This window comes from Hafnia alvei, from assembly GCF_034424155.1.
In the GTDB taxonomy this organism is placed as follows: Bacteria; Pseudomonadota; Gammaproteobacteria; order Enterobacterales; family Enterobacteriaceae; genus Hafnia; species Hafnia alvei.
Genome location: NZ_CP139992.1, coordinates 1877155 through 1889775, shown reverse-complemented (window position 1 = coordinate 1889775; position 12621 = coordinate 1877155). Strand labels below are relative to the sequence as shown.

Sequence of the window (12621 nt, the reverse complement as noted above, 5' to 3'; positions counted from 1 at the left end):
ATTTCCTCATTATATAGAGATATTCCCACCCCATTTTCCAGAGCGAATAGTTATATTATTTCAGTTGCATAACAATATTACTGTCACTCAGACAACACGAAATGTAGCGCTACTTTTACAGCGCCCCAAATTTAACCCAGAAAATTCCTATTGAGAATTATTTCTTACACCACTTCAGATAAGTTAAACTAGTGCAGGGTGTGTCGTACTTCGCTCAGCAAATATTGCCTACCAAAAAAAATAACATTCTGTTTTATATGAATTATTTCTTTAAGGTAACGCCACCTAAATTGGGCGGATGCAAAACAGGAAGCAAGACGCTCACTTAAAACTATAATGTTAAAATAAAGTCATTAAGCATTGATATATTGTAAACACATTGCGTTATTGGAGTAATAATATGTTTTTGAAGTTAGCCCCTAAGCGACTTCATACACCGCTTCTCATTTTATTCACTCTGGCGGTGTTTATTTTCGCGGGCAGTTATCGCAGTGAAAGTGCGCCTGTGAATTTTTACTTTATGCCGGTATTTTTGGCCGTGTGTGTGCTGTGCGATATTATTATTACCACCATTGCCTTTAGTCACTCGCGTGCTTTCAATAACCGACAAACCTACGCAATTGGTGGCGCATATTTAGCTTCCGCAATATTAGCAGCCTTTATTATTGCGGATTATCCGACGGCATTAGCCGTGGGCGCTACGTTTAATTATGACAGCAACTCGATTTGGTTATGGTTTTTGTTAGAAATTAGCGCTCCAATTTGCGCAGCGATTCTTATCTCATTGCCTCAATCACTCAGTCTTAGACGCACCGTTGCCTTTGTATTATTAGGCTGTCTACTCGCCTCGTTTATTGGGCCATTAATCTCTCGGTTTATTCCATTGCTCACCGAGACGTGCAATCACTATCACTGTGAACTCACGATTAGATCAGGGTTAGTTTATATCTCTGGTTTGGTGAATTTTCTCTGCCTGACCTTTTTATGGTTTAAATTAAAAAACAAAGGGCTAATTGAACAATGTTTTCTTTTCACATTGTTCCTGTTGGTTCTGGATGACGCCTTCAGCCTATCGTGGCAGGCCCGCTATACCGTCGGTTGGTATACGTGGAAGATCATGATTATGCTATTAAAGCTGGCTATGTTAATGATTGTGTTGCTGCGCATGATGGACGACTACAAGCTCATTGATGAGAATAATCGCCGTCATTATCGTCAGTCCATCACCGACGATCTTACGGGGTTACATAACCGCCGTTATTTCGCACAAAACACACCCGCGCTTTGGGAAGAAAATAAAGCCTCCGGACAGCATATTGGGCTAATCATGCTGGATGTCGATAAATTCAAAAAATATAACGATCACTACGGACATTTAGCCGGCGATCGTTGCTTGGCCAAAATTGGGCATGCACTGGATCTTTCAGGCAATCGTGATGGGAATCTGGTGGCACGCATGGGTGGCGAAGAGTTTGCTATGTTTATTCCGTCAACGGACAAACAGCAATTAGCGCAGGTTTGCGAACGGATTCGTTTAGCCATTGCGGAATTAAAGATCCCCCATGTTGGAAACCCTGAGGGGGATCACTACGTCAGCATGAGCATTGGCGCAGTCTTGGTTGATCCCAGCCAAACCAACCTCGACATCAGCGGCACCATAAATCTTGCTGATAAAATGCTTTATCTGGCCAAAAAGCAGGGGCGCAATCAGTCAAAAACCATCAGCGAAGGCGAGTTCACGCCACAAATGAGCGAACAGCTTTAACCTGCGCTTAGAGATCCTCGAGTGGTACCTGTTTTAGTGCTTCGACCTTCATCAAAAAATGATATAGTGGCGCCAGCTTAGTCAGTTTTTTTACCAGCATGGTGGCCAGTTCTGGGGTGAATAGCTGCTCGACTTGATAATCTGTTGCCATCACCGCAAACGTTTTACGGTTGTACCAATCAGCAATTTCAGGATCTTGGTCTTTTATTAAAGGCCGCTTATAGCTATCACCCACCAGCTCAAAGGGCGCCTTACAGCAGGCTCGTGCTGCGGCAAATTCCTCAGGTTGGCGCAGTGCCAAATGACGAAAACGATCCATCGTTCCCCTCGACGCCGAGTAATAGCCCAAACCGTAACGTAGCATATCGGGGCTTATTTCAAAGAAAAATACCGGTGCATCGGTCCATTCTTTAGAATGGCGCTTAAACGTCAGCCACATACGGCTGCGGTAGCGAGATTTGTCATGTGAAAAGCGGGTATCGCGATGGATGCGAGATAGCGTTTTGCCAATCGCCGGACGCGTTTCAAACAGCGGATCGATCTTTAGCATGGGTTTCGCAAGTTCATCAACTAAAGCGCGAAACGGGGTCAGAATATGTTGATCGTAGATCGGGCGGTGTTCTTCAAACCAGTCCTTGCTATTCTCAATACGCACCTGTTGTAAAAAGTTTAATCCCTGCTGGGTAAAACCGGTAAATTTTGTCTCTTTCACACCCTATTCCCTGCTTATATTTCCACAGGCATTTCGCCTGTGAAAATGGCCTATCGATAGCAGCCGTTATAGAATTAAGACTTCATCGCTGCAATGATTTTTTCGCTATCAGATACTCGCGAAATCCGCGGGAATATGTACTTAAAGCTGTGTTGGTGCTGAATATCATCAAAAGCGCTACAGGCATCTTCGGCTATAACCAAAGCATAACCATGCTCCCACGCACTTCTAGCGGTAGATTCTACGCCAATATTTGTGGAAATCCCTGCCAAGACAATATTACGAATACCCCGGCGGCGAAGCTGGAGATCCAGATCGGTACCGTAAAATGCGCCCCATTGATGCTTGATCACTTCAATGTCTTCCGGCTGCGCATTCAGCGCTTCAGGGAAATTCCACCAATTCTCTGGCAGCGCATGGGCTGGCGACGGAGCATCAACTGGCTGCTTAAGCGCTTCGTCAAATGACTCATTCCAACCCACACGCACCAAAATCACCGGCGCATTCAGTTCACGAAAACGTTCCGCCAGACGCGCCGAGCGTGCCACTACGTCGCTGGCTGAATGGGGGCCGCCAGCAAAAGGTAAAATGCCCTCTTGCAGATCGATAAGCACCAGCGCGGTTTCAGCGGCATTCAATGTCAGCATACAAACTCCCGTTATCATTTGAATAAATTATCACGCTAAATTTGATTCTACGTACGGCTCTAGTTTAGGCACAAGGCGATACTCAAGGTGTAAATAAAACCTCATCCACGGCGAGAAAGTGTTAGTAAATGTGATAAAAACGCGTTGATTCAATGAATTGAAAATAAAACGTCATTTCTTTTTACTTTTTTTGTGTAACCGGCAAGCCGTTACAAGTGATATTATTACAGCGCAAATCTTTTCGTTTAGCCCTCTCCCCGCATATTGAGACGTCATGGAATCTTGGAAAATAAACCTCATTTCGGTGTGGTTTGGCTGCTTTTTTACTGGCTTAGCGATGAGCCAAATCTTGCCATTCCTACCGCTGTACGTTGAACAGCTTGGGGTTCACAATCACGAATCACTCAGCCTGTGGTCAGGTTTGGTCTTTAGCGCCACCTTTATGGTTTCAGCACTCGTTGCGCCGCTATGGGGAAGTTTAGCCGACCGCAAGGGGCGCAAACTCATGTTGCTGCGTGCTTCATTGGGGATGGGCGTGGTGATTGCATTACAAGGCTTAGCGACCAACGTATGGCAGCTGTTTGCACTGCGTGCGCTGATGGGGCTAACTTCTGGCTATATTCCTAATGCCATGGCGCTGGTCGCCTCTCAGGTGCCTCGGGAAAAAAGCGGTTGGGCGTTAGGTACTCTATCGACGGGGCAAATATGCGGGGTGATTGCCGGCCCGCTATTAGGTGGTCTGATGGCCGACCATCTGGGGCTACGCACGGTATTCTTCTCCACGGCGACCATGATGTTCGTCAGCTTTTTCGTTACGCTGTTCTTAATCAAAGAACACCGTGTGGTGGTGCGTAAAGAAGATCAGCTCAGCGGGAAAGAGGTTTTTCGCTCTCTGCCCTATCCAACGCTTATCATCGCCCTGTTTGTTACCACGCTGATGATCCAATTAGCGAACGCCTCGATCAGTCCCATCCTAACGTTATTTATCCGCCAACTCGCCGCGGATACCAATAATATCGCCTTTGTCAGTGGGATGATCGCCGCCGTGCCAGGCATTGCTGCGCTGATATCGGCACCACGATTAGGCGGGTTGGGCGACAGAATCGGTACCGGTCGTATTTTGATTTTTGCGCTGGGATTCACGGTGGTGCTCTTCGCCATGATGGCTTGGGTAAGATCGCCGCTACAGCTTGGGATGCTGCGCTTTATGCTGGGCTTTGCCGATGGAGCCTTAATGCCAGCGGTGCAAACCTTATTGCTGAAGTACTCCAGCGATCGCGTGACGGGGCGAATTTTCGGCTATAACCAATCGTTCATGTACTTAGGCAACGTGATCGGCCCAATGCTTGGCTCCAGCGTTTCAGCGGTACTGGGCTTCCGCTGGGTCTTTGTCTTTACCGCGGTACTGGTGCTAATCAACATGCTGCAAATTCGTCACGCATTCAAAAAAATACGTTGAATACTGACGACTCCGCACAACGGCAACACAACATCATGTTGCCGTCATCGTTGCTGTTGCTTAATTCTCTACCGGTACCGGCTTCTTATATTTCAAACATACCGCGCTTAGCATAAAGACTATGATAGTTGGAATAATCCACGCCATGCCTTCTTTATAGAACGGTAGGTTTCCGGCTACCCACGGCAGATCTTCGGCGGGAACCACGCTTTGTAAAATCCCGATAATGAACGCGACCAGCGTTGCAGGCATGCACAGGGCGACAGAATGCTCTCCCGGTTTAGCCAGTGCGCCATAGATCACCAGCACAATGAATGGCGGATAAACCGATGTTAACGCTGGCAGCGAAAAGTGAATAATTTCGGTCAACCCAAGATTAGACAACAGCATGGAAACCGCAGCCAAAATCACCACAAACATCTTGTAGGATTTACCCGTTATCTGGCTGAAATAGGAAGCACAGGCGCTGGTTAAACCAATCGCCGTCACCAAGCAGGCAACGGTAATGATAAAGGCCAAAAATACGCTGCCTTGATAGCCAAACCCATTCACGATGAAAGCATGTAACACATCAGCGCCGTTAGTGGCTGAACGCGCCAGCGGCAAACTGTAGGCGCCTAAATAAAACAGGCTGATGTAAACATAGGTCAGCCCTACCGCGGCAATCAACCCCGTGATCACCATGTAACGTGTGATCCGCTGCGATGAATCAACGCCATGTGACTTAATGGCATTCACGATAATAATACTAAACACCAGTGCAGCCAGCGTATCCATGGTGAGATAGCCGTTAATCATGCCGCTAGAGAGCGGGTTTTCAACATATTCAGGAAACGTGAAAAGCTCATTTCCTGCTGGGCGCCAGAACGCATATAACCCCAAAGCGCCGAGCGAAGCTACTTTGATTGGTGAGAGGAACTTGCCCACGATATCAATCAGCTTTAACGGGTTCAGCGAGCAAAGAACCACGGCAATAAAGAACAATAGGCTAAATGCGCTGAGCGGCACATGGCCTGAAAACAGCGGATTAATGCCGATTTCGTAAGAAACTGTGGCGGTACGCGGCGCGCCAAACAGCGGGCCAAGCGCCATATAACAGATCAGTGAAAGAAGCAGGCCAAACAGCTTGCCCGCAGGCCTAGTCAATTCCACCAATGAGCCGTTGTTACGTGCCATCGCAATTAATGCCAACACCGGTAAACCCACGCCGGTAATTAAAAATCCACCGGTGGCATACCAAAAATTTTCACCGGCTCGCAGGCCAATAAAGGGAGGAAAGATGATGTTGCCCGCGCCAACAAAGAGCGCAAAAGTCATAAATCCAAGTGTAATAGTTTGTCTAACATTCATAGGTTATAAGCCGCTTCGTGTCTGGGTGTTCTCTGAGCAAAACCTTACCGACCACGCGGCGTGCGCACTCATCTAAAGTAATCAGAAATGATACAAGCCGAAATATCAGCCTGAGATATACATAATTTATCACATCGTTGCCCGATGATGTGTCTGATTCAAATTATCAACGAGAAGTTGAAAAATCAACATTGCGTTGAAAAATAAACTTATGCTAAGGTTCATAGCCTTATCGTCTGTCATACCAGCAATCTGCCTGCCACAGCAGTTTGACCTAGACTTAGCTGACTCATTCATCTTTTGAGGCCCGATATGCCTAACCCAAAAAAATCCAACAGCCAACGCCAAGATAGCTATCTTGTTGCGGGAACCACTCTTGTGATGCTGGCGCTCTACATCATTATTTTGGCATCTAATCTGATGTGAATATTTTCGCGTTCGTGAAAGAGAATGAAAAATAGGTTGAAAGGGGTTTACTGCTGCGGGGTCAGCTATCGCTGACACAATATAAAAAGCACCTGACTCTTTTCAAAATGCTGGCACCCTGCAAATCATCTGCAAAGTGCCAACACATCATCGCTAACTACTGACTCAATAAGCCAAAATACCCTCAGCCGCCGGTAAATAGCGCAGCGAGAATATTAGCTTATCTTTCCCACAAGCTGAAGTTTGATGCAACACCGAGCTAATTTCTTGCGTCGATGCGGGCTGTGCACGAAAGGCTTTATCACCTTTAATTTGGCGGAAGATTTCAAAAACTTCCCCCGCCGCTGGCGATGTTTCATCACACCCCACCGTCGCATTGAGATACAGTGAACGTTCGCGTAAGCTGAGCTTATCGACTCCCGCCCCATCCTGAACCCAGATTTTCACCCCAGCCGCTGCAAAATCAGCCACCGTATCGCGATAGGTGTCTGGCGTCATATTACCGGCAAAGAAACTACTGATACTGACCGGTTTATTAGAGACAGCAAGCAACGACTGCTTTGTTTCAGTCAGCCATTTCACGGCAATCTGGCGGCTTGTTTCATCACGCCAGCGTAAATCGTCTAGCTCAGGAGTTAGATACCATCCTGCAATGTTTTGGCTACCAAACTTGTCTACCCAGCGCTGAGCAACGGCAACGTCCTGTGTACGCTGGCGGTTTAGATAGTTGCCTAATGCCTTCGTGGGTTGGTTCTGACGGGTGAAAAACTCAGGATCGGCATACAGGCCCACCACGATTTGCAATCCACGATCGTGTGCAATGCGTGCGCGATCCATCAGCCACTGCTGCTCTGCCCCTTGGCTAAAGGCGCTACCATATTCACTCCACTGCAGCACTAGCGTATCAAAACCCGCGTCGTGTAACTTATCCATCAGCGTTTGCCACTGGGCTTTGTCTACGCTCATATCTCTAAGCTGCGGTTGGTAAATCATGGCGTTCATCGCGTGAGCCCAAGGTGCCATCATCAAGAGTAACAAGACGCACCAGCGAGAAATTATTGTCATTACCAGCGCCCTCCAAAGGTCACAAAGGCACCATTTTTAGATTCCACGAATTGGTTCTTCCCACTAAATAAATGTTGGAATTCAATGCCAACGCTGATTTTGTGCGGGTAGGCATCATAATGATTTTCGCCTGACCACATATTCCAACGCACGCCGATACCGCCGAGCTTAGCATCAGAGTACGCACCATTCTGAGTGGCGTTATATTGCAGATGCCCGTAAGGCTCCAACGTTTGCGCACTGGGGATATTAGGGATTTTTTGGTGCCAGCTCAGCCGGTAATCAGCGGTGTAGCTTTGACTGTCTTGTTTCACGTAGTGAGCTGCGTCCAGATAGAGATTTTGTGCTATCCAGCCGTTGCCGTTAGGGTGCCATTCATCACTGTACTTGCCCCCGTTGAGGAAGGATGCGCTGGCACGCAGCAGCATGTCTGCTTCGCTTTCATGCCTATCCAGCGGAATTTGCTGTTCCGCGGCTAAATAAAATACCTGCTCGCGCAGCGGCTTCCATCTAACCCCAAGCCCCATCATCGGTGCCTTGGTGGGTAAGAAATTACCCTCATTTCCGCTACCGGCAAATACGCGACTGTAAACAGACAGCAAATCACCATCCACAATTTGGTTGCGCCCGACGCGGTATTCCGCCTCCATCTGCCCGTAACTTCTACGCGCCGCATACGGCTGGGTCGAGCTGCCTAATACGCTGCTGTTTGGAATGCTATTTTTGCCAGAAAGTCCCATCGACGTATCAACGCTAAATGTCCAGCGACGACCAGTATCTTCATGCATGCGGCGGAAATTAAACCGGCGTTCAGCATCTTGCTCACTTAGGCCCTGCGGTGCATAGCCTCGGTCGATATCGTCCACCACGCGTTCGGTATAACTTTGCGCCTGCGGGATGTCATCCAAACGTTGATTCACATAGGCCAGTTGCTGAATCAACGCGGGATCGTCTGGCGTATGTTGTTCAGCCAGTTTCAGCTCATCGCGGGATAGCGCTATGTGATCCGCATCCCATAACGCATAACCCAGCGCTGCATGGTTAGCCGTATTATCAGGCTCTATGGCGATAGCCTGATGCAAATCAGCCAACGCCAGATTAAGCTGATTTTGCTGACGATACAGCGCCGCACGGTCGGCCAACGCTGATGCCATCGGTTTAATTTCAATGGAACGATTCAAGTCTGCCAGAGCGCCGGATGGATCATTTTGGCTATGAGAGTGCAGCCACCAATATTCCGCCGTTTTATCTTGCTGATGCTTCTTCGCTTCGCTAAGCCACCCCGTTAACGCACGAATATCGTGGGCTGCCAGCGCACTATTTGCCGCCGCCATCGTGTCCTCAGCGCTCATATCAGCGACCGGAACCGCAGACCAAGCGCGCGTTGCGGCTTGGAAATCTTGAACCGCATAGGCTTGGTAGGCGAGCGAGCGCTTGCTGAAAGTATTCGATTGACGCCGATCGGCTTGTTGATACGCGAACAGCGCAAGTCCAGGCGAATCAGTGCGATAGCAGTTCGCTAACTGATACCATGCCGTAGCGCCATAGTCTGGTGACATATCCCCCAACAAACGACGCACAATCGGGCACTGTTCCTCAGTGTTGAATACCGATGCTTGCTGCATACGCTGCTGTGGCGTTGGCAACGGAACTGACAATCGTTCAATGTCTTTTGCCGTCAGCAAGCGAGGATCCTCTTTCAACAGAACCATCAAGCGGCTAGTCAGGTTTTGTCCCGTTGCGCCCGCGTTTTGATATGGATAGCGCGCCAGTAACAAGCGGCTAGCTTCTGCCTTCTGTCCGGTCTTAACCAGTTGATAGCTAAGTCGGTCGAGTAATGTGAGATCCTGCGGCGATCGCTGATACATCTGTCGCGCAAGCTGCACTATTTGCGCGGTATCATTTTCCGCTTCGCTCAGTTGCAACCGCTGTTCTAACAGCTGATCGCGGGAATATCCAGCCAATAGACGTTTTGCTCCGGCAAGATCGTGCTGAGCAATACGGTCGGGAATCAGCGTTTGTGCGATATACGCTTTGTTTTCAGCAAAATCAATGGGATAGTTAGCTAATGCTTCACTTGGATTCTGACTGTATTTCGCCAGTAAATAGAGCCAGCCGCGTTCTTGATCCTGCTGTACAAAACGCGGTGTGCGCGTTTGCAGATAGGTACTAAGGCGAGCATTTTCATTACGCAACGCCAGTGACTGTGCATAATGTAGCTGCTGCAAGGGAGCGTTCATCACATTGATCCCCTGCAATGCAACTAATTTATCGTCACTATGCTGCGCCAGCAAAATGCCAAACCACTGATTTGACTGTTCGTATGTCAGCTTACCTTGCGTTCGTAGTCGTTCGAAGCTGTCGTCCACGTCATCCCATTTTTTCAGGAAGATCGCCCTTTGCATAATGGCATCCGCCAGCGTATGCCCTTCTGGCGTGGCGTTGAATTTAGCATCGTTAAGCTGCGCTTTAGCGATATCAAGCTGACCCAGACGCAGTGCGTGCTGCCCAACATCGCTGCGGCAGTAGATAGTGGGAGCGCTGTCGCAATCAGCTTGATAACGTTTTAAATCAGCCAGCGTATTGATTGTCCAAGTTTTTCCCGGAACTGCCGCGAGTGCCGCTTTTAACTCGATATACCCCGGTGCACTGCTTGGAGTTCTTTTCAACTGCCGGTCTAATACTGCTTTCGCCTGATCGTCATGCCCAAAGTGGCGGTAAGCTTCAGAGAGATAAAGGGCTAAGCGCGCACTTTCCGGCGCTTGTTTCTGGGCCCGTTCGAATTCGCTGATAGCCACACTTTCACGCCCTTCTTTGAGCGCCCGCATCGCTTTCTCCAGATGCGGATAAACCATAAAGTATTGGCGATCGCTGATACCAAGATCCTCTGAACTCCCTGGTTCTGCCGCCGCAAAAGCAACCGTACTCATCAAAACTGAGGCGATGAGTACGCTGAGGTGACAACGCTTAATCATGCGGCCTCCAACATCTGAATTTGTTCCTGACTTAATCCGGCCTGCGCCAGCAACGAGGCCAGCGTTGGCTGCAATTCTTTTTGTATTTCGAGCGCGCGATTTAGTGTTTCTTGACTCACCACATTTTCGGTCACTAAAAACTCGCCAAGCGGCAAAACGCTGCGTTCGTGTCGAAGCAACAGTGCCTTAAGCGAAGCGCCATCAATGCTCCCTAGCGATGCCAAGATTTCCGCAAACAACAATTGGCGCGAAACAAAGCTCGCCCAAATTGACTCGCTCTGTTCCTGAGTTAGCCACTTCTCAGCCACCGCTCTTTCAAGCATGGCGTAATAGTCTTTGCCTCGCAGACGGGCATACCAATGGCGCAGCCCCACCACCACCTGCCCACTTGGTGCAATAACGTAGCTGACCCGCTTGCCGACTTTGCGCGCCAGCGCCGCCAGCGAGACAGGATCTATGGCACTTTCGCTGGCGAAGATCATTTTCCCGTTTTCTTCGCGTATCGGTAGCGCCGCATAGTGCAAAGCCACAGAGGCTGGCACTTTTGCGATCAAGGCCGGATCAATTTTGCGCTCATCGATAGACTCCGCCGTAACATCATTTTGGACAGCTAAAGCTTGAGCCAACTGCATTGGCGTGATGATGCCGCGATGTACCAACGTATTACCCAGTTTTAAACCGGGAATACGGTTGACCAACGCGTCTTCAAGCTGTTCCTGCGTAACAGCACCCTGCTCAATTAGAATCGAACCTAACAGACGCAACGCACGGTTTTGCCCCACGCTGGGGAAGTCATGGGTTGTTTTATCCCAAGCCACTCGGCGCGGATCGCCATGCTGAATGACCTGTCTTAATGCACGCCAGTTCGCCATGAAGTTGATCAAGTTGCCCCAGAACAGCCGCAGAATCGACATCAAGCCTTGACGCAGCCCATAATAAACCGTCACAAAAACAACGCGTTGGAACATGCGGTTTACCATCAGGCCAAAGTTGATCCACAGCAGGGTGTACAGCCATACATCGCCGGTGAAAATCGACAAAAAATGCCACGCATCAGGCCAAAATCGTTGATAAAGCGCCAGCAGGGTCAGCTGAATCATCACCAACATGGCGAAGAAGCTGAGGAAGTTATTAATTGCCCCTTTTCTATCGCGCCACAGGAAGTAATTCATCATCGGGCTGCTGCTCCAATGATGCGTTTTGAACCCTTGAAAAACGATACCGATAATCCAACGTGATTTTTGCCTGACTGCCGTTGAGTATGTGTCGGGGAAATATTCACGCACGCAGATAACATTTGCCGATCTGGCGCGCTGGCCGAAAGGCGTCGAATGCGGCTTAACCCCGTCAGGTAAAACAGGGAAGCGAACAAAAATCTCCTTCATCCCCTTCTCTTTTAAACGAAAGCCGATGTCATAGTCCTCGGTCAAACTCTGCACATCAAAAGCAATACCATCACCATCGGCTAACAACGCCATTACCGCACGACGGCTAAAACAGGTTCCAACGCCAGCGCTCGGCACCTGCCCGGCGATAACTTCACGCACAGGCACATCTTTGCCGTGCTGTTCGGCAAATTCATCCAGATAGGTCAGGCTAGTAAAACTGGTCCAAGGGCGTTCGAAGGGGTAAACAGGGATTTGAATCAAATCTTTGCGTTCAACCAGATAGTTGAACAACCTTAGCTCCATCGGCGAAATAACATCTTCAGCATCATGCAGAATAAATCCTGAAAACTTAAAATTGGCACTCTGCTCAAACTGAAGGATTGCATCGAGTACGTTGTTCAGGCAGTCGGCTTTGCTGGTTGGGCCTGGCCTTGCACAGACAACTTTATGAATATTGGGAAAACGGGCGCAAACTTCGTCGACATCGCGCTGGGTGTCAGGGTCATTTGGATAGGTGCCGACAAAAATATGGTAGTTCTCATAATCCAGCGTTGTAGCGGCTAGCTCTGCCATATTGCCTATTACGCCGGTCTCGTTCCACGCGGGGACCATGATCGCCAGCGGTTTTTCGTCAGGCTTATAGAGTTCTTTGTGGCTGAGATGCTTATGCTTTTTGTAGGTCGTTAAGCTTCGCCAAATACGTCTGGACCAGTAAACAACGTCGATAAAAAGATCATCAACACCGCTGATAAGCATCAGTATTGCTAAGGTTATCGCAATAATCTTTATGCCATAAAGATATGTGGTAAATGCATCAACCATCCAATCCATTAA

At 48.7% G+C, this 12621-nt stretch carries 8 protein-coding genes; 2 read left to right on the top strand and 6 right to left on the bottom strand.

Features of this window, described 5'->3' with window-relative positions; translation table 11 throughout:
• Positions 1–400: 400 nt before the first annotated feature.
• Positions 401–1765, top strand: coding sequence for a GGDEF domain-containing protein (locus U0008_RS08810; RefSeq protein ID WP_051874123.1), 1365 nt, complete (start codon positions 401–403; stop codon positions 1763–1765).
• Between the two features lie 7 nt (positions 1766–1772).
• Here the strand turns inward: U0008_RS08810 and U0008_RS08805 are convergent, their stop codons facing one another.
• Together U0008_RS08805 and U0008_RS08800 are read right to left on the bottom strand one after the other, a co-directional pair.
• Positions 1773–2477 (bottom strand): DUF2461 domain-containing protein, encoded by a 705-nt coding sequence (locus U0008_RS08805; protein ID WP_043492759.1) that lies wholly within the window; start codon positions 2475–2477, stop codon positions 1773–1775.
• Positions 2478–2551: 74 nt separating this feature from the next.
• Positions 2552–3124, bottom strand: coding sequence for a hydrolase (locus U0008_RS08800; protein WP_043492756.1), 573 nt, complete (start codon positions 3122–3124; stop codon positions 2552–2554).
• Positions 3125–3398: 274 nt separating this feature from the next.
• Between U0008_RS08800 and U0008_RS08795 the strand changes: the two genes are divergently transcribed.
• Complete coding sequence (locus tag U0008_RS08795; RefSeq protein ID WP_043492754.1) at positions 3399–4583, top strand: multidrug efflux MFS transporter; 1185 nt, start codon at positions 3399–3401, stop codon at positions 4581–4583.
• Positions 4584–4643: 60 nt separating this feature from the next.
• On the opposite strand, the gene brnQ is transcribed toward U0008_RS08795, so the two are convergent.
• The 4 genes from brnQ to nfrB form a co-directional block, all read right to left on the bottom strand.
• Positions 4644–5933 carry a branched-chain amino acid transport system II carrier protein gene (gene brnQ, locus U0008_RS08790; RefSeq protein ID WP_043492750.1) on the bottom strand — a complete coding sequence of 430 codons (1290 nt, stop codon included), beginning with the start codon at positions 5931–5933 and terminating at the stop codon, positions 4644–4646.
• A gap of 591 nt (positions 5934–6524) precedes the next feature.
• A complete protein-coding gene (locus U0008_RS08785; RefSeq protein ID WP_043492747.1) occupies positions 6525–7424 on the bottom strand; it encodes a DUF4434 domain-containing protein in 900 nt (299 codons plus the stop codon).
• Positions 7424–10399 (bottom strand): NfrA family protein, encoded by a 2976-nt coding sequence (locus U0008_RS08780; protein WP_043492745.1) that lies wholly within the window; start codon positions 10397–10399, stop codon positions 7424–7426. Before U0008_RS08780 ends, U0008_RS08785 begins: the two co-directional genes overlap by 1 nt.
• A complete protein-coding gene (nfrB, locus tag U0008_RS08775; protein ID WP_043492741.1) occupies positions 10396–12618 on the bottom strand; it encodes a cyclic di-3',5'-guanylate-activated glycosyltransferase NfrB in 2223 nt (740 codons plus the stop codon). Before nfrB ends, U0008_RS08780 begins: the two co-directional genes overlap by 4 nt.
• Positions 12619–12621 lie beyond the last annotated feature (3 nt).

Excerpts from the sequence above, each read along its gene's own strand:
- brnQ (WP_043492750.1), bottom strand. The coding sequence starts at position 5,933 with ATGAATGTTAGACAAACTATTACACTTGGATTTATGACTTTTGCGCTC.
- U0008_RS08780 (WP_043492745.1), bottom strand. The coding sequence starts at position 10,399 with ATGATTAAGCGTTGTCACCTCAGCGTACTCATCGCCTCAGTTTTGATG.
- U0008_RS08795 (WP_043492754.1), top strand. The coding sequence starts at position 3,399 with ATGGAATCTTGGAAAATAAACCTCATTTCGGTGTGGTTTGGCTGCTTT.
- U0008_RS08785 (WP_043492747.1), bottom strand. The coding sequence starts at position 7,424 with ATGACAATAATTTCTCGCTGGTGCGTCTTGTTACTCTTGATGATGGCA.
- U0008_RS08800 (WP_043492756.1), bottom strand. The coding sequence starts at position 3,124 with ATGCTGACATTGAATGCCGCTGAAACCGCGCTGGTGCTTATCGATCTG.
- U0008_RS08810 (WP_051874123.1), top strand. The coding sequence starts at position 401 with ATGTTTTTGAAGTTAGCCCCTAAGCGACTTCATACACCGCTTCTCATT.
- nfrB (WP_043492741.1), bottom strand. The coding sequence starts at position 12,618 with ATGGATTGGATGGTTGATGCATTTACCACATATCTTTATGGCATAAAG.